This window comes from Aeromicrobium flavum, from assembly GCF_007992115.1.
GTDB lineage: Bacteria > Actinomycetota > Actinomycetes > Propionibacteriales > Nocardioidaceae > Aeromicrobium > Aeromicrobium flavum.
The window spans coordinates 68000-90223 of the sequence record NZ_BJZQ01000001.1; the positions used below are offsets into that span (position 1 = coordinate 68000).

Below are 22224 nucleotides of genomic sequence, written 5' to 3' on the forward strand. Positions count from 1 at the left end.
CAGTAACCTATTCCCCTGATCCGACCAGCACCGCGGGAGGCGACGTGCACAGGTTCGTGGTTCCCGGTGCCGAGCTCGCATGGGCCTTCAGCGACGAGTCCGGGCACGCCGTGGTGCAGCTCCACGGGCTGACCTCCAGCCGGTCGCGGGACCGGGTCCTGGACCTCGACCTGGGCCGCGGGCTGTCCGACACCCGGCTGCTGCGCTACGACGCGCGGGGCCACGGTCACTCCACGGGCCGTGCCGTGCCCGAGGACTACACGTGGCCGTCGCTGGCCGACGACCTGCTGCGCCTGCTGGACCACTGGTTCCCGGACGAGCCCGTCCACGGCGTCGGGCCGTCGATGGGCACCGGCACCCTCCTGCATGCCGCCGTGCGCGAGCCGGAGCGCTTCAGCGGCTTCACGCTGCTGCTGCCGCCGACGGCGTGGGCCACCCGGACGGCGCAGGCGGGGGAGTACCGCCAGATGGCCGACCTCGTCGAGTCCGGGGGCCTCCACCAGATCCTCGAGGCGGCCCGGGTGGCCCCGCAGCCCCCGGCCGCCGTCGGCCGTCCCGACACCGTGCCCCACGTCCGACAGGAGCTGTTACCTGCGCTGCTGCGAGGTGCGGCGCTCAGCGACCTACCCGCTCCGGAGGATGTCGCGCGCCTGGACCAGCCGACGACCATCCTGGCGTGGGTGGGCGACCCGGCCCACCCGGTCTCCACGGCCGAGGCGCTCGTCGAGCTGATGCCGCACGCGAGCCTGCAGGTGGCGCAGACGCCCGACGACGTCGACCGCTGGCCGACGATCCTCGCCGCGGACATCGCGCGCTACGCCTGACAACCACGCCCGGACGCACGAGGGCCCCGACCGCAACGGTCGGGGCCCTCGTGAGGTGCGGATCAGTGGACGCGCGGGACGCCCGTCTCGGAGACGCCCTGGAAGTCGTCTCCCAGGACGACCGGGTGCTCGCCGCCACCGGCCAGGTGCTCGGACGCGTGGTCCATGTCGTGGCTGGTCGGCTTGTCGACGGAGCCGTCGTAGTAGAACTTCCGCATCTTCTGCCGGAAGGACTGCTTGCGGTAGTCCGGGTTGCGGACACCGTACGCGTCGCTCTTGTGCACGGTCTCGGCCTCGAGCTCGGGCAGACGCTCGCGCGAACCGGTGAGCGCGTACGCCGCCGTGTCGGGCAACGGGGCGTGACGCTCGGCGTACCCGCCGTCGGGGGAGCGGTCGATGACACCGGTCTCCCAGCCGTGGGTGAGCGTCTCGTTGTCCTTGCGCTGCAGCGAGATGCAGATGCGCTTGGTGACGATGAACGCGATGACCGGGAAGATGAACAGCCCGAACCGCAGCACCCACGTGATCGCGAAGATGTCCAGGCCGAACTTCAGCGCGATGATGTCGTTGCCGCCGGCGATGAGGCCGACGACGTAGGCGGTGATGCCCGCGGCGCCGAGGGCGGTGCGCACCGGCGCGTTGCGGGGACGCTCGAGCAGGTGGTGCTCACGCGTGTCGCCGGTGATCCAACGCTCGATGAACGGCCACAGGGCCAGCGACGTGAACAGGACGCCCAGGCCGCCGACGCCCGGCAGGAAGACGCTCCAGGTCCACGTGCGGTTGAACCACGTGGTCTCGAGCGGCGGCATGAGGCGCACGAGGCCCTCGGACAGGCCCATGTACCAGTCGGGCTGCGAGCCGGCCGTGACCTCGGACGGGTTGTACGGGCCGTACGCCCACACCGGGTTGATCTGGATCAGCGCGCCCATGAGGGCCAGGAAGCCGAACACGATGAAGAAGAAGCCGCCGGCCTTAGCCATGTAGACGGGGAGCATCGGGTAGCCGACGACGTTCTCGTTGGTGCGACCGGCGCCGGGCCACTGCGTGTGCTTGTGGTAGACGAGCAGCAGCATGTGCGCGCCGATCAGGCCCAGCAGGATCGCGGGGATCAGCAGGATGTGGGCCATGTAGAGGCGCGGGATGATGATCTCTCCGGGGAACTCGCCACCGAAGATGAAGAACTCCAGGTACGAGCCGACCAGCGGGATCGAGCGGATCAGGCCGTCGACGAACCGGAGGCCGGTGCCCGACAGCAGGTCGTCGGGCAGCGAGTAGCCCGCGAAGCCCTCGACCATGCCCAGCGCCAGCAGGCCGACGCCGATCATCCAGTTGATCTCACGCGGCTTGCGGTACGCGCCCGTGAAGAACACGCGCAGCATGTGCACGATCATCGCGGCCACGAACAGCAGCGCCGCCCAGTGATGGATCTGGCGCATCAGCAGGCCGCCGCGGATGTCGAACGAGATGTCCAGCGTCGAGGCGTAGGCCGCCGACATGTCGATGCCGTACAGCGGCGCGTAGGAGCCGGTGTACTCGACCTCGGCCATGCTCGGGTCGAACCAGAGCGTGAGGAAGACGCCCGTGAGCAGCAGGACGACGAAGCTCCACAGGGCGATCTCGCCGAGCATGAAGGACCAGTGCTCGGGGAAGACCTTGCGCAGGTTCTTCTTGCCCGCCGCAGCCAGGCCGAGGCGGTCGTCGAGCCAGCCGACGGGGCCGGCCAGCTTCTTGCCGGTCGGGGAGTCCTCGACCCGGGTGAAGGTGTTCTGACTCATGCGTCACCGCCGGTCTTCTCGTTGAGCTTCTTCTGGTCGCGAGCGAGCTCGGGGTAGCTCGGGGCCACGATCTCGGGGAAGTCGCTGACCGCGACCAGGTAGCCCTCGCCGTCGACCGCGAGCGGCAGCTGCGGCAGGGAGCGGACGGCGGGACCGAAGATCACCTTGCCGTTGTCGGCCAGGTCGAACGTCGACTGGTGGCACGGGCACAGCAGGTGGTGGGTCTGCTGCTCCCACAGGCTGATCGGGCAGCCGACGTGGGTGCAGATCTTGGAGTAGCACAGGATGCCGTCGACACCCCAGTTCTCGCGGCCCTTGGCCGGAGTGATGTCCTGCGGGCGCATTCGCACGACGATGACCGCGGCCTTGGCCTTGGCGGCCAGCAGGTCGTGACCGTGGACGACGGGGTGACCCTCGTCGTCGGTTTCGAAGAAGATGGCCGGCTCGGCGTTGACCAGCTGGCCGACCTCGAGGTCGGCGGGCTTGATCGGCTCGCCCGAGACGTCGTTGACGACGCGCATGCCCTTCTTCCAGACCGTCTCGGCCTGGCTGTGGGGGAGCGGACCGAGGTCGCGCAGCAGGACGATCGCCGGCAGGCCCATCGCGCCGACGGCGCCGAGCAGGCTGTTGCGGATCAGGGGACGACGACCGATGCCGCTCTCCTGGATGCCGGCGTTGATGTCGGCCATGACGGCCGAGCGGTCGCCGTCGCTGGACCGGACGGGGTGGCGCATCTCGACCATCTCGTGATCGCCCATGAGCTTCTTCGCCCACTGGATGATACCGATGCCGATCAGCAGCAGTGCGCCGCCGAGCGTGGTGCCGAAGGCGAAGTTCTGGGCGGACCAGCCACCGAAGGCGTTGCCCTCCGCCGGGTCGCCGAAGGCGAAGATGCGCATGTCGCCGTCGATCGTGAAGTAGGCGACGCAGAAGCCCAGCAGCAGCAGGGTCGCGAGGCCGAACATCGAGGCGATCTGGCGCTCGGTGCGGCGCTCCTGGGCGCCGTCGACGTCCTGGGGGCGGTACTGGTGCGGCTGCAGTCCCGGGTCGGCGACGGGGTCGCCGGGGGTGCGTTCGATTTCCGTCGTCATCGCTTCTTCGACCTCGTTCCGTGCATACCGATCCAGACCGAGAAGCCGACGAGTCCGCCAATGCCGATCAGCCAGATGAACAGGCCGTCGGCGACGGGGCCGAGGCCGCCACCACCGAGGCCGCCATCGTTGCCCTGCTGCTGCACGGTCTTGACGTAGGCGATGATGTTGCGCTTGTCCTCGGGGGTCAGCACCTCATCGGAGAAGACGGGCATCTGCTGCGGTCCGGTCAGCATCGCCTCGTAGATGTGGATCGCGTCGACGCCCTTGAGCGTCGGGGCGTAGCGGCCGCTCGGCAGGGCGCCGCCGGCGCCGACCGAGTTGTGGCACGCGGTGCAGTTCGTGCGGAAGAACTCTCCACCCTCGGAGATGCCCTCCTTGTCCACGCTCTGCCAGTTGAGCTCCTCGTCGGACGGGCGGGCCGGTCCGGGGGCCAGGGAGGCGACGTAGGCCGCGATCTGGTTGATCTCGTCCTGCGTGTACTCGACGTGCTTGCGCGGGGCCTGGGGCGCGGTCTGCGCCATCGGCATGCGGCCGGTCTCCATCTGGAAGCCGACGGCGGCGGCGCCGACGCCGATCAGGGAGGGCCCGTAGTTGCCGGCCTCGTCCTCGTCGCCGGCGGTCGTGATGCCCTGGGCGTTGAGGCCGTGGCAGCTGGCGCAGCCCACCACGAAGAGCTGGCGTCCGGCCTCCACCTCGGAGACCGAGGAGGCGGACTCGGCCGTGGCCGTTTCCGGTGCGACCGTCGCGTACGCCGCGCCGGTCAGCAAGAGCGCCAGGGCCAGAAGCGCCAGAAGCGCCATGGGATGCCGGCGGCGTGTCGACAGTTTCCGCACCGAAAACCTCGTTCCTGAGTGTCAAAAAGGGGCCAGGGTGAGGACGGCTTCAGACGGTCGTCCCCATGACGTTGTGGACCCTCATGCTTCGCTCCAGCGTAGCGAGGGCCGACGAATGACTGTGTAGTTAGGTCCGCCTATCCCCGAGGGGTCAGCGGATGATGTAGATGGCCGCGAACAGGGCCACCCAGACGACGTCGACGAAGTGCCAGTAGTAGGACACGACGATGGCCGACACGGCCTGCTCGTGGGTGAACTTGCGCGCCGCGTAGGTGCGCGCGATCACCAGCAGGAAGGCCAGCAGGCCGCCGATGACGTGGAGGCCGTGGAAGCCGGTGGCGAGGTAGAAGAGGCTGCCGTAGGCGGAGCTCTGGATGGTCAGGCCCTCGTGGATCAGCTCGGCGTACTCGGTGGCCTGACCGGCGATGAAGACCGCGCCCATGATGAAGCTGATGATGAACCACTTGCGCATCCCGGCGGCGTTGCCCTTGGCCGCGGCGTAGACGCCGAGCTGGCAGGTGACCGACGACAGCACCAGGATCGTGGTGTTGGCAGTGGCGAACGGGATGTTCAGCAGCTCGGTCTCGGCCGCCCACAGGTCCGGGGCGACACTGCGCACCGTGAAGTAGGCCGCGAACAGCGTCGCGAAGAACATCAACTCACTGGACAGCCACACGATGGTGCCGACCGTCACGTAGGACGGACGGCCCTCGACGCCGTGGAGCCGGGACGCGGGGATCGCAGAAGTAGTTGCCACACGCTCATTATGTACGATGCCATCGTGAGCCAGCACCAGCCCCTTCGTGTCCTGCTCTACAGCGACGATCCGGGCGTCCGTTCCGCCGTCATCGCAGCGCTGGGCACGCGGCCGCACCCCGATCTGCCGTCCGTCGAGTTCGTCGAGTGCGCCACCGAGCCGGTGGTGTGGCAGCAGCTCGACGCCGGGGGGATCGCCCTGGCCATCCTCGACGGCGAGGCCGTCCCCGCCGGAGGCATGGGCATCGCCCGCCAGATGAAGGACGAGCTCTACCAGGCGCCGCCGAGCCTCGTGCTGACCGGCCGTCCGCAGGACGCGTGGCTCGCCACGTGGTCGCGCGCCGACGCCGTGGTGCCGCAGCCGCTCGACCCGTTCCGGCTGGCCGAGTCGGTCATCGCGCTGCTGCGCGACGCCGTCGTGTCCGGCACGCGTCCTTGAGCGGCCGGGCCGGGGCCCTGTCGTGGCCCGTCGTGCTGACCGAGCTGCTCGCCGGGCGCGACCTCGATGCGTCCGCCACGGCGTGGGCGATGAACGAGATCCTGTCCGGCGACGCCACGGGCGCGCAGGTCGCCGGCTTCGCCGTGGCGCTGCGGGCGAAGGGTGAGACCGCCACCGAGCTGCTGGGCCTCGTCGACGCGATGTACGCCAAGGCCACGCTCCTCGAGCTGTCCGACCGCGTCGTCGACATCGTCGGCACCGGTGGCGACATGGCCAAGACGGTCAACATCTCGTCCATGGCCGCCGTCACCACCGCCGGCGCCGGGATCGGCGTCGTCAAGCACGGCAACCGGGCCGCCTCCAGCCAGACCGGCACCGCCGACGTGTTCCAGGAGCTGGGCGTGCGCCTCGACGTCCCGGCCGAGCACGTCCTCGACGTGTACCGCGAGGCCGGCATCACCTTCTGCTTCGCGCCGGTGTTCCACGCCTCGATGCGGTTCGCCGGGCCCGCCCGCCGTGAGCTGGGCGTGCCCACCTTCTTCAACTTCCTCGGCCCGCTGACCAACCCGGCCCGCCCGGCCGCCTCGGCCATCGGCTGCGCCGACGCGCGGATGGCGCCGCTCATGGCCGACGTGCTGGCCCGCCGCGGCAGCAGCGCCTTCGTGTTCCGCGGCGACGACGGGCTCGACGAGATCACGGTCTCCACCACGACGCGGGTCTGGCTGGCCGGTGCCGCCGGGGTCGAGGAGCAGGTGCTCGACCCCCGGGACCTCGGCTTCGAGCTCGCGCCGGCCGACGCCCTGCGCGGCGGCGAGCCCGCCCACAACGCCGACGTGTTCCGTCGGGTGCTCGGGGGCGAGTCCGGTCCGGTGCGCGACGCGGTGGTGCTCAACGCCGGTGCGGCGATCGCCGCCCATGAGGACGCCGAGGGCACGCTCGTCGAGCGACTGGCGGCCGGCGTGGCCCGGGCGACGGAGTCGATCGACTCCGGCGCGGCGCGCGACGTCCTGGCGCGCTGGGTCGAGGCCACCTCGCGCCACGCGGCCTGACCCGCGGCGGACTGACCGAGGTCAGTCCAGGCCGATGCTGAACGCGTCCTCGAGGTCGTGGCGGCTGAACGCGCGGAACGCGATCTGGGTCTGGGTCGACTGGACGCCGGGCACCTTGTTGAGGCGGTCGGCGACGACCGAGGCGATCTCATCGTGGTTGCGCACGCGCACCATCGCGATGAGGTCGTGGTCGCCCGTGACGGAGTAGACCTCGCTGACCCCCGGGATGTCGGCGATCGCTGCGCCGGTCTCGGGGATGGACGAGACCTCGGCCTGGATGAAGACGATGGCGGTGATCACGGGGCCAGCCTAGCCGCGCGGCTCAGGCCAGCCGGGCGACCTGCAGGTCGACGTCGAAGCGGTCGAGGTGGCGCGCGGCCGCCGGCCACGGCGACTGCCAGGCGCCGCGGACCATCCGCACGCCGGGCGACTCGAGCCAGCGCAGCAGGCTCTCGGTCTCCTCGACCAGGGCCGACGGCATCGGCCGCAGGGCCGGCTCGACCGACTCGGCCGTGGCGAGCAGGGTGTCGACCCATCCGGCTGTGGCTCCGCGGGTGGTGGCCACCTGCCGCGGCAGGATGGCCGCCGCCGCCAGGCGGCCGTGCCGGATCACGTGCACCTGCCAGCCGCCGTCGTGGGGCGCGGCCGCGATCACCTCGGGCTCGCGGGCGAGGGAGTCGAGGCGCTGCGTGCGGCGCACCGCGCGGATAAGGCTGGCGGCGCGGTCGCGCAGGACGGCGGCGTCCTCGAAGCGCTGGGACTCGGCCAGGTGGGCCATCCGCCGCTCGAGATGACTGACGACCTCGACCGGGTCGGCCGTCATGGCCGTGCGGACCCGGCCCACCTCGTGCAGGTAGACCTCGGACGTGACCGCTCCGTCGCAGGGGGAGAGGCACTGACCCAGCTCGGCCAGCACGCAGGCGGCCCGGCTGGGCAGGATCGGGAGCCGGCCGGTGCACTGCCGGATCCGGAAGGCGTCGTGCAGGGTGGCCAGCGCCGCCTCGGCCTGGCGGCGACTGCCGAACGGCCCGATGTGGGTGGCGGCCCCCTCGGTGACCTTGCGCACGACCGAGACCCGGGGCCACGGCTCGTCGGTGAGGCGCAGCCACGAGACGCGCTCGGGGAACTTCGACCGACGGTTGTACGGGGGGCGGTGGCGGTCGATGAGCCGCAGCTCGCGGACGCGCGCCTCGGTGTCGGTGGCGCACACGACCGTGTCGACCCGCTCGGCCAACGAGATCATCTCGCCCATCCGGGTGCGGGTCTCGGCCTTGGTGAAGTACGAGCGCACGCGCGTGCGCAGCGACCGGGACGTGCCGACGTAGAGCACCTCGTCGCGGGCGTCGCGGAAGAGGTAGACGCCGGGGGCGTCGGGCACGCCGTCGGCGAGGTGGCGCTTGCGACGCTGCTGGGGCGTGACCTTGGACGTGAAGGTGGCCACGTCCTCGACGGTCGCGACGTTCCAGGTGCCGAGCCGCTCGAAGAGGGCGTGCAGCACGTCGACCGTGGCACGGGCGTCGGTGAGCGCGCGGTGGTCGGGCTGGACGGGGGAGAAGCGGGCGGCCAGCGTGGCCAGCTTGACGTTGGGGACCTCGTCGCGCAGCAGGACTCGGCGGGCCAGGGGGACGGTGTCGATGACGTCGAAGCCCGGCCAGGTGATGCCGAGCTCCTTCGAGGCGTGCTTGAGGAAGCCCACGTCGAACGGCGCGTTGTGGGCGACGAGCACGGTGCCGTGGGCGAACTCCAGGAAGCTGGGGAGCGCCTCGGCGATGCGGGGCGCCTCGATGAGCATCTGGTCGGTGATGCCGGTCAGCACCGTGATGAAGGCGGGGATCAGCTGGTCGGGGTTCACCAGCGTCTGGAACTCGCCCAGGATCTCACCGCCGCGCACCTTGACCGCACCGATCTCGGTGATCCGCGACCCCTTCGCGGGCGATCCGCCGGTCGTCTCGAGGTCGACCACGCAGAAGGTGGTGTCGTGCAGCGGCCGACCGCCCCAGTCGATGTCGGGGTCGTCGAAGGCGGGTTGGTGCGTTGCCATGGGTCAGACCGTAGGTCGCGGGTCCGACGAATCCGGTCAGGCGGCGCCGGGTGACGAAACTGTCGGTCGTCACACCTAGCGTCGCGGACATGAACGACATGGAACCCACGACCCCGATGGTGGTCGACTGCGACAGCTGCCTGGTCCGCTGCCCGGCGGTGTGCGGCGACTGCGTCGTCTCCGTCCTGCTCGGCCCGCCCAGCGACGTCGCGTTCGACGCCGACGAGCGCGCCGCCCTCGACACGCTCGCGGCCTCGGGCCTGGTGCCCCCGCTGCGCCTCGTGGTGGGGCTCAACGATCCGGAGCCGCACCGCGATGCGGGTTGAACCCGGTTGCCGGAGCCACGTACAGTGACGTCTTGTGTCGCCGACGGTGACACCGCCGAATCGTCAGGCCGTCCGCGGCCGATGACGAGCCGGGGAACCAAGGTACGTGGGGTGAATCGACCGGCTCGCCGGTCGTAGGGCAGCCAAGGCCCGAATCCGTCAGCTCACCTGGTAGGCGTCTAGGTACTCAGGAGTTCTCTTCGTGCGCTTCCGCACTGCTGCAGCCGCCATGGCTGCCTCGGCCTTCGTGGCCGGTTCCTTCATCGTCGTCTCGCCGGCCATCGCCGAGCCCGAGGTCACGCGGGCCGATGTCGAGAAGGCCTTCGACCGCGCCGAGGCGGCCAACGAGACCCTCAACCAGCTCACGGCCGATGCCGACGCCCTCGATGCGCGCATCGACGAGGTCGGCTCGGAGATCCGCTCGATCCGCAAGGTCTACAAGGTCCAGCGCAACGAGCTCGGCGCCGACATCGTCCAGCAGCAGATGGAGCAGCCGCTCGGCCCCACCGTCGGCCTGCTCGGCAGCCAGGACCCCGACCTCTTCATCGAGGGCCTCAGTGCGATCGACGCGCTGAACACCACCCGCGCCGACGCGCTCGAGTCCTTCACCCGCACGCGGGTCGAGCTCGAGAAGCGCCAGGCCCAGCTCGACGAGCACCAGCGCGAGCTGGACGCCAAGCTGGGCAAGGCCGAGAAGACCCAGAAGAAGCTGACCGCCGCCTACCGGGAGGCGAAGTCCGACCTCGCCCGGCTGTCGGCGGCCGAGCGGACCGAGATGAACCAGGGCGGCGACGTCACGCCCGTGAGCAACGCCGGCGCCGGCGCGGCCAAGAAGGCCATCGCCTTCGCCATGAGCCAGCTGGGCGACCCGTACGTGTACGGCGGGACCGGCCCGAACGGCTGGGACTGCTCCGGTCTGATGATGAAGGCCTACGCGGCCGCCGGGGTCTCGATCCCGCGCGTCGTCGGTCCGCAGATCGCCGCCGGCCGCAAGGTCTCGGCCGGTGAGCTGCAGCCGGGCGACCTCGTCGCCTACCCGAGCATGGCCCACATCGGCATGTACCTCGGCGGCGGCAAGGTCATCCACGCACCCCGCCCGGGCAAGAGCGTCGAGATCACGAGTCTCTCCTCCGGCTTCGGCGTGTACGCCCGCGTCTCCTGACACCGGCGGCACCGCCCGCAGCATCCACGACGAAGGCCCCCGGCATCACGCCGGGGGCCTTCGTCGTTCCTGGTGGATCAGCGCACGTACAGCGACTCGATCGTGTCGTGCAGGTCGCGCACGACCATGTGGCGCTTCACCTTGAAGGAGGGGGTGAGGTAGCCGTTCTCCTCGGTCCAGTCCTCCTCGACGATCGCGAACTTGCGGATCGCCTCGGCGCGGGACACCTGGCTGTTGGCGTCGTCGACGGCCTTCTGGACCTCGGCGAGCAGCGCGGGGTCGTCCAGGCTGCCCTCCCAGGTCTCGGTGTCGATCGTGACGAGCGCGCCGACGAACGGCTTGCCCTCGCCGACGACCAAGCACTGGCTGACCAGCGGGTGCGAGCGCACGCGGTCCTCGAGGATCGCGGGGGAGACGTTCTTGCCGCCGGCGGTGACGATGAGCTCCTTCTTGCGGCCGGTGATCTTGACGAAGCCCTCGTCGGTGACCTCGCCGAGGTCGCCGGTGGAGAACCAGCCGTCCTCGCTCAGGACGTTGCGCGTGGCCGTCTCGGCGTTCCAGTAGCCGACGAACACCTGCGGGCCGCGGAACTGCAGCTCGCCGTCCTCGGCCACGCGGACCTCGACGCCGGGCAGGGGCGGACCCACGGTGCCGATGCGCTGGGCGCCCGGGTGGTTCACGGTGAGCGCGGCGGTGGTCTCGGTGAGGCCGTAGCCCTCCAGGACGTTGACGCCGATGGCCCGGTAGAAGTGGCCCAGCCGGTCGCCCAGGGGAGCGCCGCCGGAGATGGCGTACTCGGCGCGTCCGCCCAGGGCGGCGCGCAGCTTGCCGTAGACGAGCTTGTCGTACAGCGCGTGCTTGGCCTTGAGCGGCAGCGACGCCTTGCCGGTCTCGGTGGCCCGGCTGTAGGCGATCGCGGTGCGCACCGCGGCGTCGAAGATCTTGCCCTTGCCCTCGGCGTACGCCTTCGTGCTGGCGGTGTTGAAGACCTTCTCGAACACGCGCGGGACGGCGAGCACGAAGGTGGGGCGGAACTCGCCCAGGTGCTGCACGAGGTTGGCGATGTCGGCGGTGTGGCCGAGCACCGAGCCGTAGCGGATGGCGCCGACCTGGATGATGCGGGCGAACACGTGCGCCAGCGGCAGGAAGAGCAGCGTGGCGGCACCCTCGGCGGCGAACATCGGCTCGAGGCGCTCGTGGGCCCCGTGCAGCTCGGCGCGGAAGTTCGCGTGCGTGAGCTCGCAGCCCTTCGGGCGGCCCGTGGTGCCGGACGTGTAGATGAGGGTGGCGAAGTCGGACGAGACGACCTCGGCGCGCCGCGCCTCGAGGTCCTCGTCGGTGACGGCCGTGCCCTCGGCGGACAGCGACGTCAGGACGTCGTCGATCAGCCGGATCGAGGTCAGCTCGGGAGTCTCGGGGCGCGCCTCGTCGATGCGCTTCCGGTGCTCCTCGTTCTCGTAGAAGATGTGGGTCGCGCCGGAGTCGGCGAGGATCCACGCGATCTGCGAGGACGAGGACGTCTCGTAGATCGGCACGGTGACCGCGCCGATCCACCAGTTGGCGTAGTCCAGGACGGTCCACTCGTACCGCGTCTTGGCCAGGACGGCGACGCGGTCGCGGTGGCCGACGCCGCCGGCGAGGAGGCCCTTGGCGGCCGCCGTCACCTCGGCGTGGAACTGGCCCAGGGTGACGTCGACCCACGCGCCGTCGACGACACGGCGCAACGCCAGCTTGTCGCGATCGGCGTCGAGGCGGTCGAGGATGTCCTGGCTGAGCGTGCCCCAGTCCTGGACGGAGGAGGCGGCGGGATTCTGCGTACTCACAGAGAGCACCGTACCGTCCCCGTCGCGGGCGCCGACGCGCCGATAGGCTGAGCGATAGTCGAGGAGGTGGACATGGCGCGCACGGTCAGCGACATCGTGGTCGAGGCTCCGTTACATGCTGTGATGTCGGTCATATCGTCGTTCGACGACTACCCCGACTGGGCCACCGGCATGCAGCAGGTCACCGTCCTCGGGACGACCTCCGACGGGCGCCCGCGCGACGTCCGATTCGTGGTCGACTCCGCGCCGATCCGCGACACCTTCACGCTGCGCTACGACTGGCGCGACGAGCGCGTGGTCGCGTGGAGTCTCGTGCCGGAGGACGCGACGATGCTCTCGGCCATGGACGGCTCGTACACGCTCGACTCCGTCGCCGGGGGCCGGACGCGCGTGACCTACCAGCTCGCCGTCGAGCTCAAGCTGCCGCTGCTGGGCATGCTCAAGCGCAAGGCCGAGAAGGTCATCGTCGACACGGCGCTCAAGGGGCTCAAGCGCCGGGTCGAGAGCCGGGCCGGTGCCTGAGCGCCTCGCGGTCGGGATCGACATCGGCGGCACGAAGATCGCCGGTGGTGTCGTCGACGAGGACGGGCGCGTGCTCGCGCGCACCCAGCGGGCGACCCCCACGACGGATCCGGCGGCCGTCCTCGACGCGATCAGCGCGATCGTCGACGAGTTCCGTGGCGACTTCGCGGTCCGCGCCGTGGGTGTGGGCGCCGCGGGCTACGTCGACGTCACCGGCTCCACGGTGGTGTTCAGCCCCCACCTGGCGTGGCGGAACGAGCCGCTGCGCGACGCCGTCGTGCGCCGCACCCGGCTGCCGGTGCTCGTCGACAACGACGCCAACGCGGCGGGCTGGGCCGAGTGGCGCTTCGGCGCCGCCCAGAACCACCCGGACGTGGTCCTGGTGAACCTCGGCACGGGCATCGGCGGCGCCATGGTCCTCGACGGCCGCCTCTACCGGGGGCACTCGGGCATGGCCGGCGAGTTCGGACACCAGCGCGTCGTGGCGGACGGGCGCCCGTGCGAGTGCGGAAACCACGGCTGCTGGGAGCAGTACGCGAGCGGCCGGGTGCTGGAGCGCCGCGCGCTGGAGGCGGTGGACGCCGGCTCGGACATCGGGCGTGCCCTCGTCGAGCTCGCGGGTGCCCCCGAGCGCGTCGACGGGGCCGCCGTGGGCCGCCTGGCCGTAGCGGGCCACGAGGAGGCGGGGGCCTGGGTGGCCGAGGTCGGCCAGTGGCTGGGGATCGGCCTGGCGAACCTCGCCGCAGCGCTCGACCCGGGGATCTTCGTCATCGGTGGAGGCGTCAGCGAGACCGGGGAGGCACTGCTGCGTCCGGCCCGCACCGCGTTCGCCGACCACCTCACCGGCCGTGGCTATCGCGCCGAGGCGCGCATCGTCGCCGCCCACCTGGGCAACGACGCCGGGCTGGTCGGCGCGGCCGACCTCGCCCGGCTCAGAGCGCGGCGCCGTCGTCCGGCCAGTCCGGGTTACTCGGTCCGCGGTCCGGCAGTTGCGAGATCAGATAGACGACGGAGACGACGACCCCGATGAAGACGGTCGCCACGAGCATCGGAGGCAGCCGCACCGACGCCATCGTGGCGATCAGCAGCAGCGCCGGGCCGCCCACGAAGACGAGCCACGCGATGCGGGTGGAGCCCTTCGCGCGGAACTCGGCCGGTCCGACCTCGCGGTAGAACTGGTCGTCGGCGGGCTCGGCCGCGTCGGCGGCCTCGCGGCGCTTCTGCTCCTCCTGCTCGTCGCGCTCGCGGGCGGCCGCGGCCCGCGCGGCCGAGGCGTCGAAGTCCTCCAGCCCCGACAGGTCCAGGTCGAGGCCCTCGACGATGCGGTCGAAGTCGTCCGAGGACGACGACGCGTCGGTCATGGCACCCTCCCGGTGCGACGAGGAGCGCGCACCGTCACGGGAGCGGTGCGTGGTCGGCGATGAACTGTGCCGACCTCTCCATGATGAACTCCGCATCGTGATCCAGCGTGGCGACGTGGTAGCTGTCCCGCAGTTCGACCAGCTCGCGCTGCGACGACGACACCCCCTTCATCACGAGGTCGGCGGTCGTCGCATCGACGACGTGGTCCTCCAGCGAGCGGAACATGAGCAGCGGCGCGGTCACCCGGTCGAGGTTCTCGCGGACGTCGCGCCACAGCTGCAGCTGCGACGCCAGCGCCTTCAGCGGCGTCCTCGCGTAGGCGACCTCGTCCTGGCCCGGCTGCTTGATGTCGTTGCTGATGCCGCCGATCGACGGCAGCACGCGGCTCAGCAGGGGGACGGCCTTGAGATCGAGTCGCTTCATGGCGATCGCCGGGTTCACCAGGACGAGCGCGTCGACGTCCTCGGGTCGCTGCTCGGCCAAGCGCAACGCCAGCGCCCCACCCATGGAGAGGCCGCACACCGCGACCCAGTCGCACTGCTCGCGCAGGTCGGTGAGCGCCGCGTCGAGCTCGCCGTACCAGTCACGCCACGTGGTGGTGTTCATCTCCTGCCACGTGGTGCCGTGGCCCGGGAGCAGGGGCACCGTGACCGTGTGTCCCAGCTCGGCCAGGCGCCGACCCCACGGCACCATCGAGGCCGGCGAGCCGGTGAAGCCGTGGCTGAGCAGCACGCCGACGCGGCCGCCGGGCGCGATGAACGGTTCGGCGCCCGCGCGGACGGGGGAGCGGCCGTGCGTGGAGGAGTCGGACATGACGCCATGGTGCCCCATGTCCCGCTCGGCGGCGGACCGGCGCGGTAATGTCTCGTGCGTGTTCTATTGGTTCCTGAAGTTCCTGGCGCTGGGTCCGGTGCTCAAGCTGATCTTCAGGCCGTGGGCCGAGGGCACCGAGAACGTCCCGCGCGAGGGCGCCGTGATCCTGGCCAGCAACCACCTCTCGTACAGCGACTGGCTCTTCATGCCGCTGGTGATCCCGCGTCGCGTCACCTTCGTGGCCAAGGCCGAGTACTTCGAGGGCACCGGCCTCAAGGGGTTCCTGCAGCGCTCCTTCTTCTCCGGCTCGGGCCAGGTGCCGATCGACCGCAGCAGCGGCAGCGCGGCGGCCGGCGCCATCCGCACCCAGTTGCGGCTGCTCGCCGACGGCGAGGTCTGCGGCATCTACCCCGAGGGCACCCGCTCGCACGACGGCAAGCTCTACCGCGGCCGCACCGGCGTCGCCCGCCTGGCCCTGGAGGCCAAGGTGCCGGTGATCCCCGTCGCGGTGATCAACACCGACGTCGTGGCGCCCCCCGGCCGGATCTTCGGTCGCTACGCCCGGCCCGGCGTGCGCTTCGGCAAGCCGCTCGACTTCAGCCGCTACGAGGGCATGGAGGACGACCGGTACATCCTGCGCGCGATCACCGACGAGATCATGTACGAGATCATGAACCTCGCCGGCCAGGAGTACGTCGACCTCTACGCGACCGACGCGAAGAAGCGCGACAAGGAGCTCGAGAAGCAGGCGGCGCGCGAGCGCGAGAAGGCCGAGGCCGAGGAGGTCTGGGAGGAGATCGCCGAGTAGCTCGGCCCGACCCCGCGGCGCGTTCCCCCATCTGGACGTCGTCCGGGACCGTGCACCGGGTCGCGTATCCTTGCTTGGTGAGCATTCCCAGCCTTGAAGACCTGCGTGCGGTCGGTGCTGCCCAGCAGCCGACGTACCCCGACCTCGACGCGCGCGACCGTGCCGTCGAGAAGCTGAGGAAGATGCCGCCGCTGGTCTTTGCCGGCGAGTGCGACGCCCTGCGCGACAAGATGGCCGCCGTCACGCGCGGCGAGGCCTTCCTGCTGCAGGGCGGCGACTGCGCCGAGACGTTCGAGGGCGTCACCGCCGAGAACGTCCGCAACAAGCTGCGGGTCCTGCTGTCGATGGCCGTCGTCCTCACCTACGCCGCGAGCGTGCCGGTCGTCAAGGTCGGCCGCCTGGCCGGGCAGTACGCCAAGCCGCGCTCCAGCGACACCGAGACCCGCGACGGCGTCACGCTGCCGGCCTACCGCGGCGACGCGGTCAACGGGTTCGACTTCACGCCCGAGGCCCGTCACCCCGACCCGCAGCGCCTGCTGGACGTCTACCACGCCTCCAGCGCCACGCTGAACCTCGCGCGCGCCTTCACGACCGGCGGCTACGCCGACCTGAAGCAGATGCACGCCTGGAACACCGACTTCGTGCGCAACAGCCCCGTGCGCGAGCGCTACGAGCGCATCGGCGACGAGATCGACCGTGCGCTGGCGTTCATGGAGGCCATCGGCGCCGACCCCGACGAGCTGCACACCGTCGACTTCTACTCCTCGCACGAGGCCCTGGTGCTGGAGTACGAGCACGCGCTCACGCGCATCGACTCGCGCACCGACCAGCCGTACGACGTCTCGGGTCACTTCGTGTGGATCGGCGAGCGCACGCGCCAGCTGGACGGCGCGCACGTCGAGCTGCTCAGCCGCATCGCCAACCCGATCGGCGTGAAGCTCGGCCCCACGACCACCGCCGACGACGCTCTCGCGCTCTACGAGAAGCTCAACCCCGAGCGCATCCCGGGCAAGATCACCTTCATCACCCGCTTCGGCGCCGACAAGATCCGCGACCTGCTGCCGACGCTGGTGGAGAAGGTCACGGCGGCGGGCGCCGAGGTCGCGTGGGTCACCGACCCGATGCACGGCAACACGTTCGCCACCGACAACGGCTACAAGACCCGTGAGTTCGACGCCGTCATCGACGAGGTCCGCGGCTTCTTCGAGGTGCACCGGGCCCTAGGCACGTGGCCCGGCGGCATGCACGTCGAGCTGACCGGCGACGACGTCACCGAGTGCCTGGGCGGCGGCATGAAGCTGTCGGCGCAGGATCTCGAGCACCGCTACGAGACGCTCTGCGACCCGCGCCTGAACCGCGCGCAGTCGCTGGAACTGGCGTTCCTCGTGGCGGAGATGCTCGCCGGCCGGTCCTGACCTCTCGGGTCAGGACAGGAAGACCGTCACGGTCGACCCGCGCTTGACCTTCTTGCCCGCGTCGGTCATCTGGTACTGGACCGTGGCGTCGCTGCCCGCGAACGGGTTGCGGGCAGCGTTGAGCTTGAGGCCGAGGGCCGCCAGCGCCGTGCGGGCCTCGGCCTCGGTCTTGCCCTTCAGTTCGGGCACGGCGACCAGGGCCGGGCCCTTCGACACCGTGAGCGCGATCGTGTCGCCGCGGACGCCGGTGCCCGCCGAGGGGGTCTGCGCGATGACGCGGCCCTCCTTGACGGTGTCGCTGAACTCCTCGGTGACGCGGACGGTGAAGCCCAGGCCCTCCAGGTCGGCGGTGGTTTCGTCGGCCGGCTGACCCGTGTGGTCCTTGATCGCGATCGGCTTCGGGCCCTTGCTGACCACGAGGTCGACCTCGGTGTCGCGCTTGACCTGGTCGCCGACCTTGTGGCTGGTGGACTTGATGACCCCGTCGGTGGGGACCTTGTCGCTGAACTGCTGCGTGACCTCGCCGACCTTGAGGTTCAGGGAGCCCAGGATCGTCTCGGCCTCGGTGAGGGTGCGGCCCTGGATGTTGGGGATCTCGTACCGCTCCTTGCCCTGGGAGATCGTGAGGGTGATGACCTCGTCGGGCAGCAGGCGGCTGCCGGCGTCGGGGTCGGTGGACACGACGGCGCCCTTCTCGACCACCTCCGAGTACGCCGGATCGCCCAGCTCGACCTCGAAGCCCGCGGCCTCGGCGGTCTTGACGGCCTCCTGGCGGTCGAGCGACACGAGGTTCGGCACGGTCTCGTAGCGGCCGATCGCCAGGTACCAGCCCAGGAGCGCCGTGGCGGCGAGGGCGGCCAGGGCGACGAGCAGCAGTATGGGTCCACGGCGCCGGGGCGACCGCGCCGGGGGCTCGACGGTCGTGGCGACGGTGCCCGTCGTCGGCACGCCGAAGGTCGTGGTGGGCTCCGGGACGGCCGTGGTGGGCTGCTCGCGGCCGACGTCGGACCAGGCGCGGACGGGTGCGGTCATCTCGACATCGGCGGGCAGCGGATCGAGGGTCGGCATCTCGGCCGGCGTGGGACCGGCTCCGGGCAGCAGGTCCTGGGTGAGGTCGGGGTCGTCGGCCAGGCCGGCCGCCAGGGCGCGCTGCACCTGACGCAGCTGGTGCAGGAAGACGCGGGCGTCGGGCGAGCGGCGATCGCGGTCGCGCGTCATCGCCCGCAGGACCAGCGCGTCGAGGTAGGGCGGCAGGCCCGGCTGCAGGTGCGACGGCGGCTCGACGTCCTCGTTGACGTGCTTGTGCGCGACCGCGAGCGGGGAGTCCGCCACGTGCGGCTTCGCGCCGGTGAGCATCTCGAAGAGCATCGCGCCGCACGCGTACACGTCGGTGCGCGCATCGGCGCCCTGGTGGGTGATGACCTCGGGAGCGAGGTACGAGACGGTGCCCACGAGGACGCCGTCGAGGGTGGAGTCGTGGCTGATCGCGCGGGCCAGGCCGAAGTCGGCCAGCTTGACCTCGCCGGTGGTGGAGATCAGGACGTTCTCGGGCTTGATGTCGCGGTGGATGAGGCGGGCGTCGTGCGCGGCCGACAGCGCCATCAGCACGGGCTCGAGGTACGACAGCGCACGCCGCGCCGTCATCGGCGCCTCGTCACGCATCACGTCGCGCAGGGTGCGGCCCGGCACGTACTCCATGACGAGGTAGATCGTCTCGCCGTCGACGCCCTGGTCGTACACCGAGACGATGCCGCGGTGGTTCAGCTTGGCCGCGGACTGGGCCTCGCGGACGAACCGCTCGGCGGTGTCCTCGAGCTCGGTGTCGGGGTGCATGATCTTGACCGCGACGATGCGGTCCAGGCGCAGGTCGGTGGCCCGGAAGACGCTGGCCATGCCCCCGCGGGCGATGCGTTCGTGGATCACGTACCGCCGGTCGAGCGTGCGCCCGACCAGTGCGTCGTCATCCGTGACCGTCATCCACGCCTCCTGGAACACCTCGATTCTAGGGGTCGGTGCCCCAACAACCGTGGTGCGGCGGGTCAGCGGACGCGTCGCGTGGCGGCGTCGACCAACGGGTCGAGCAAGGACGCCGCCTCGTCGCCGAGCACCGCGATGGCCTGCTCGGCCTGCGTCACGAGGCGGTCGATGTCCACCTCGACCGCGGCGAGGGCGCCGCTGGACTCGATCAGGTCGTGCAGCTCGTCGACGCCCTCGGCCCGGCCCAGCAGGGACAGGACGCGGTCGTGGCCGCACACCTGCGCCGTGCGCGCGACGAGGACCGTGCGCTTGCCCTCGCGCAGGTCGTCGCCGGCCGGCTTGCCGGTGTCGGCCGGGTCGCCGAAGACGCCGAGCACGTCGTCGCGGAGCTGGAACGCCTCGCCGAGGGGGAGGGCCACGTCGGTCAGCCGGGACAGCAGGGTTTCGTCGCCGCCGGCGAGCGCCGCACCCACGTGGAGCGGCCGCTCGATCGTGTACTTGGCGGACTTGAACCGGATGACGTGCATGGCGCTGGCGACGTCGAGGGTGTCGCGGGTCTGCGACAGGACGTCGAGGAACTGGCCGGACACGACCTCGGACTTGCAGGCGTCCCACAGGCTCGCCGTCCGCGCGTCGGGGTCGGCGCGACGGAAGTGCTCGTCGGCCCAGGCCAGCATGAGGTCGCCGAGCAGGATCGCCACCCGGGCGCCGTACTGCTCGGCGTCGCCGAAGCCGCCGGCCGCGGCGTGCCGCGCCTCGAAGTCGCGGTGGACGCTGGGGCGCCCGCGGCGGGTGTCCGAGCCGTCCATCAGGTCGTCGTGCGCGAGCGCGCTGCCCTGGAGCCACTCGAAGGCGGCGCCGGCGGCGGCGATGCGCGGGTCGGCGGGGGTGCCGCCGGCGAGCAGCCAGCCGGCGTGGCAGAACGTGGGGCGGAACAGCTTGCCGCCGACGGTGAAGTCGACCGCGGCGTCGACCAGGTCGCCGACCGCCGGGTCGAGATCGGTCAGCAGCAGGCGCTGGTCCGCGACGAAGGTGTCCAGCTGTCGGGCGACAGCTGTCCGAAAGGTGGAATCGGCTGCCGGGCTGCTCACCTCGGTGACGATACCGTTGGCGCCATGCCCGCCACCGACGACGCCGCGCACCACGACCCGATCCTGCAGGCCCTGGCCGCAGACCGGCCCGCGGTCTCGTTCGAGTTCTTCCCGCCCAAGGACGACGAGGGCGAGGCGCAGCTGTGGCGCACGATCGACGACCTCGCGCCGCTCGAGCCGACCTTCGTCTCGGTCACGTACGGGGCGGGCGGCACCAGCCAAGACCGCACCGTGCGCATCACCGAGCGGATCGCCCGCGAGGCCTCGATGCCGCCGGTCGGCCATCTCACCCTCGTGGGCCAGAGCCGCGGCGAGATCGAGACCGTGCTCAAGCAGTACGTCGCCGCAGGGGTCCAGCACGTCCTGGCGCTGCGGGGCGACCCGGCGGGCGGCCCGCGCGCGCCGTGGGAGGCGCACCCGGACGGCATGAGTCACGCGATCGAGCTGGTCGAGCTGGTGCACCAGGTGGGCGGGCTCTCCGTGGGCGTCGCCGCGTTCCCCGAGGGGCACCCCGACTGCGGCGGCCTCGACGCCGACGCGGACGTGCTGGTCGCCAAGGCGCAGGCCGGCGCCTCGTTCGCGATCTCGCAGCTGTTCTTCCGCGCCGACGACTACTTCGGCCTGGTGCGGCGCGTGCGCGACCGTGGCTGCGACCTGCCGATCATCCCGGGCATCATGCCGATCCTGAACCTCAAGCAGGTGGCGCGGATGGCCGAGCTCTCCGGCGCCGACATGCCGCGCGAGGTGCTCGACCAGATCGAGCCGCTCGCCGAGGACCGCGCCGCGGTGCGGGCGAAGGGCATCGAGCTGGCCACCCAGCTGTGCCGCGACCTGCTCGCCGGCGGCGCGCCGGGCCTGCACTTCATGACCCTCAACCGCTCGCCCGCGACTCGCGAGATCTTCGAGCAGCTCCGCGCCGACGACCTGGTCTGACAGCGCCTACCGCGGCGCGGCGCCCAGGTGGGCCGCCAGGGCGGCGGTGCCCATGCCGGTGACCTCGAGGGAGGCGCCCGGGACGGCGGCGGCGCCGACGAGCCACCGGCCCGGCCCGGGGCTGCGCGCCGGCCGGGGCAGGGCGTCGGAGGTCGGGGGAGCGGCGACGGTGTGCTGCCACGTCACCGCCGACCGCACGTCGCGCCCGTGCCGGGCCAGCAGCTCCAGCGGATCAGCGCCGGTCGGGGCCTCGAGCACCCAACCGTCCTCGCCCGACCGCCAGCCCCGCACGACGGCGCGGCCGTGCACGACGAGGTCGTCGGGCAGGGTCGCGCCACCCAGCCTGAGGAAGGTGCGGGTCCGGGTCGACCCGCCGGGCGCCGCTGGGTCGGAGCCGGCGGCCCACACGACCACGTCGGCCTCGCGCACGGAGCCGTCCGCGAGCTCGACCCCGGCGTCCACCGCCCGGGCCACGTCCACGCCGGTCTCGATCGTCACCTTCCGCTCGCGCAGTCGCGTCAGCAGCGCGGCGGCCAGGCCGGCGCTGCCGCCGTCGAAGCGCCAGCGACCGAAGTTGCGCTCGACGTAGTGCCACACGGCCAGGACGCCCGGGGCCGCCGCGGTGACGCCGGGCAGGTCGGCGGCGAGCCGGCGCAGGCGCGGGTCGCGCAGTCCTCGGGCGACCCGCTGCAGCGACCGGTCGCTCCCCATCAGGTCGGGCACGGGGGAGTCGTGCGGGTGCGCCGACTCGAGCACCGTGCGGCGCAGCTCGTTCCACGGGTCGGCGAGCTGGTCCACCCACGGCGACCAGGGGTCGCGGCCGAGCGCCTGCGCCACCGCGTCGTGCTGGGCGCCCCGGGTGCCGAACGGGAGGTCGATCACCGCGGTGCCTCGGGGCCACCGGGCCGGGAGGACGTGGTGGCGCGGACCCGCCGGCGAGATCGCGATCAGCGCGTCCATCGGCCGACCCGACTTGCGGAAGAGGTCACGGAAGACGCCCGGCAGCGTCACGCTCTCGGGTCCGGCGGCCCACCGCTCGTCGCCGACGGAGGTGCCGAGCAGCAGGCCGCCGGGCTCGACGGCGCGCTCCAGGACGGTGACGTGGTGCCGTAGCTTCGCCAGCCGGGCCGCGGCCGACAGGCCGCCGAAGCCACTGCCGACGACGAGGACCTTCGCCACCC

Annotated in this window: 22 protein-coding genes and 1 riboswitch; of the genes, 10 read left to right on the forward strand and 12 right to left on the reverse strand. The window is 71.6% G+C overall.

Annotation, left to right across the window (positions count from 1 at the left end; all coding sequences use genetic code 11):
* The first annotated feature begins 44 nt into the window (after positions 1 to 44).
* Positions 45 to 824: an alpha/beta fold hydrolase gene (locus AFL01nite_RS00370; RefSeq protein WP_146825110.1), complete on the forward strand. Its 780-nt coding sequence runs from the start codon at positions 45 to 47 to the stop codon at positions 822 to 824.
* Between the two features lie 62 nt (positions 825 to 886).
* Here AFL01nite_RS00370 and qcrB read toward each other — a convergent pair whose 3' ends face one another.
* The 4 genes from qcrB to ctaE form a co-directional block, all read right to left on the reverse strand.
* Entirely contained in the window at positions 887 to 2599 is a 1713-nt protein-coding gene (gene qcrB / locus AFL01nite_RS00375; protein WP_146825111.1) for a cytochrome bc1 complex cytochrome b subunit, read from the reverse strand.
* Positions 2596 to 3690: a cytochrome bc1 complex Rieske iron-sulfur subunit gene (gene qcrA / locus AFL01nite_RS00380; protein WP_146825112.1), complete on the reverse strand. Its 1095-nt coding sequence runs from the start codon at positions 3688 to 3690 to the stop codon at positions 2596 to 2598. Before qcrA ends, qcrB begins: the two co-directional genes overlap by 4 nt.
* Positions 3687 to 4526, reverse strand: coding sequence for a cytochrome bc1 complex diheme cytochrome c subunit (gene qcrC / locus AFL01nite_RS00385; protein WP_146825113.1), 840 nt, complete (start codon positions 4524 to 4526; stop codon positions 3687 to 3689). Before qcrC ends, qcrA begins: the two co-directional genes overlap by 4 nt.
* A gap of 151 nt (positions 4527 to 4677) precedes the next feature.
* Complete coding sequence (ctaE, locus tag AFL01nite_RS00390) at positions 4678 to 5283, reverse strand: aa3-type cytochrome oxidase subunit III (protein ID WP_146825114.1); 606 nt, start codon at positions 5281 to 5283, stop codon at positions 4678 to 4680.
* 24 nt (positions 5284 to 5307) lie between these two features.
* Here ctaE and AFL01nite_RS15520 point away from each other — a divergent pair, with 24 nt between their 5' ends.
* Entirely contained in the window at positions 5308 to 5721 is a 414-nt protein-coding gene (locus AFL01nite_RS15520) for a response regulator (RefSeq protein ID WP_246119529.1), read from the forward strand.
* A complete protein-coding gene (gene trpD / locus AFL01nite_RS00395; protein ID WP_246119530.1) occupies positions 5718 to 6770 on the forward strand; it encodes an anthranilate phosphoribosyltransferase in 1053 nt (350 codons plus the stop codon). Before AFL01nite_RS15520 ends, trpD begins: the two co-directional genes overlap by 4 nt.
* A 21-nt stretch (positions 6771 to 6791) precedes the next feature.
* On the opposite strand, the gene AFL01nite_RS00400 is transcribed toward trpD, so the two are convergent.
* Positions 6792 to 7070 carry an Lrp/AsnC family transcriptional regulator gene (locus tag AFL01nite_RS00400; RefSeq protein WP_146825116.1) on the reverse strand — a complete coding sequence of 93 codons (279 nt, stop codon included), beginning with the start codon at positions 7068 to 7070 and terminating at the stop codon, positions 6792 to 6794.
* Between the two features lie 22 nt (positions 7071 to 7092).
* Positions 7093 to 8811 carry a DEDD exonuclease domain-containing protein gene (locus tag AFL01nite_RS00405; protein WP_146825117.1) on the reverse strand — a complete coding sequence of 573 codons (1719 nt, stop codon included), beginning with the start codon at positions 8809 to 8811 and terminating at the stop codon, positions 7093 to 7095.
* An 89-nt stretch (positions 8812 to 8900) separates the two neighbouring features.
* On the opposite strand from AFL01nite_RS00405, the gene AFL01nite_RS00410 reads away from it, so the two are divergent.
* Together AFL01nite_RS00410 and AFL01nite_RS00415 are read left to right on the forward strand one after the other, a co-directional pair.
* Positions 8901 to 9137: a hypothetical protein gene (locus AFL01nite_RS00410; protein ID WP_146825118.1), complete on the forward strand. Its 237-nt coding sequence runs from the start codon at positions 8901 to 8903 to the stop codon at positions 9135 to 9137.
* 43 nt (positions 9138 to 9180) lie between these two features.
* Positions 9181 to 9330, forward strand: a riboswitch (cyclic di-AMP (ydaO/yuaA leader).
* 9 nt (positions 9331 to 9339) lie between these two features.
* Positions 9340 to 10299 carry a C40 family peptidase gene (locus AFL01nite_RS00415; protein WP_146825119.1) on the forward strand — a complete coding sequence of 320 codons (960 nt, stop codon included), beginning with the start codon at positions 9340 to 9342 and terminating at the stop codon, positions 10297 to 10299.
* 77 nt (positions 10300 to 10376) lie between these two features.
* Here AFL01nite_RS00415 and AFL01nite_RS00420 read toward each other — a convergent pair whose 3' ends face one another.
* The gene (locus AFL01nite_RS00420; RefSeq protein ID WP_146825120.1) at positions 10377 to 12122 is read right to left on the reverse strand and encodes an AMP-dependent synthetase/ligase; all 1746 of its coding nucleotides are present in this window, start codon (positions 12120 to 12122) and stop codon (positions 10377 to 10379) included.
* Between the two features lie 72 nt (positions 12123 to 12194).
* Between AFL01nite_RS00420 and AFL01nite_RS00425 the strand changes: the two genes are divergently transcribed.
* Both AFL01nite_RS00425 and AFL01nite_RS00430 read left to right on the forward strand, forming a co-directional pair.
* The gene (locus AFL01nite_RS00425) at positions 12195 to 12644 is read left to right on the forward strand and encodes an SRPBCC family protein (protein WP_146825121.1); all 450 of its coding nucleotides are present in this window, start codon (positions 12195 to 12197) and stop codon (positions 12642 to 12644) included.
* Positions 12637 to 13674 carry an ROK family glucokinase gene (locus AFL01nite_RS00430; protein WP_146825122.1) on the forward strand — a complete coding sequence of 346 codons (1038 nt, stop codon included), beginning with the start codon at positions 12637 to 12639 and terminating at the stop codon, positions 13672 to 13674. The genes AFL01nite_RS00425 and AFL01nite_RS00430 overlap by 8 nt, the downstream gene beginning before the upstream one ends.
* On the opposite strand, the gene AFL01nite_RS00435 is transcribed toward AFL01nite_RS00430, so the two are convergent.
* A complete protein-coding gene (locus tag AFL01nite_RS00435) occupies positions 13577 to 14005 on the reverse strand; it encodes a hypothetical protein (protein WP_146825123.1) in 429 nt (142 codons plus the stop codon). The two genes, AFL01nite_RS00430 and AFL01nite_RS00435, sit on opposite strands and share 98 nt — an antisense overlap.
* A 34-nt stretch (positions 14006 to 14039) precedes the next feature.
* The gene (locus AFL01nite_RS00440; RefSeq protein ID WP_146825124.1) at positions 14040 to 14819 is read right to left on the reverse strand and encodes an alpha/beta hydrolase; all 780 of its coding nucleotides are present in this window, start codon (positions 14817 to 14819) and stop codon (positions 14040 to 14042) included.
* 58 nt (positions 14820 to 14877) lie between these two features.
* Between AFL01nite_RS00440 and AFL01nite_RS00445 the strand changes: the two genes are divergently transcribed.
* A complete protein-coding gene (locus tag AFL01nite_RS00445) occupies positions 14878 to 15627 on the forward strand; it encodes a lysophospholipid acyltransferase family protein (RefSeq protein ID WP_146825125.1) in 750 nt (249 codons plus the stop codon).
* A gap of 77 nt (positions 15628 to 15704) precedes the next feature.
* Positions 15705 to 17042: a class II 3-deoxy-7-phosphoheptulonate synthase gene (locus AFL01nite_RS00450; RefSeq protein ID WP_371862801.1), complete on the forward strand. Its 1338-nt coding sequence runs from the start codon at positions 15705 to 15707 to the stop codon at positions 17040 to 17042.
* Positions 17043 to 17051: 9 nt separating this feature from the next.
* On the opposite strand, the gene pknB is transcribed toward AFL01nite_RS00450, so the two are convergent.
* On the reverse strand, positions 17052 to 19019 hold the full coding sequence (pknB, locus tag AFL01nite_RS00455; RefSeq protein ID WP_146825127.1) for a Stk1 family PASTA domain-containing Ser/Thr kinase: 1968 nt from the start codon (positions 19017 to 19019) through the stop codon (positions 17052 to 17054).
* A gap of 62 nt (positions 19020 to 19081) precedes the next feature.
* A complete protein-coding gene (locus tag AFL01nite_RS00460; protein WP_222593338.1) occupies positions 19082 to 20110 on the reverse strand; it encodes a polyprenyl synthetase family protein in 1029 nt (342 codons plus the stop codon).
* Between the two features lie 24 nt (positions 20111 to 20134).
* Here AFL01nite_RS00460 and metF point away from each other — a divergent pair, with 24 nt between their 5' ends.
* Positions 20135 to 21043 carry a methylenetetrahydrofolate reductase [NAD(P)H] gene (gene metF, locus AFL01nite_RS00465; RefSeq protein ID WP_146825128.1) on the forward strand — a complete coding sequence of 303 codons (909 nt, stop codon included), beginning with the start codon at positions 20135 to 20137 and terminating at the stop codon, positions 21041 to 21043.
* Positions 21044 to 21049: 6 nt separating this feature from the next.
* On the opposite strand, the gene AFL01nite_RS00470 is transcribed toward metF, so the two are convergent.
* Positions 21050 to 22222: a phytoene desaturase family protein gene (locus AFL01nite_RS00470; protein WP_186813759.1), complete on the reverse strand. Its 1173-nt coding sequence runs from the start codon at positions 22220 to 22222 to the stop codon at positions 21050 to 21052.
* Between the last annotated feature and the right edge of the window lie 2 nt (positions 22223 to 22224).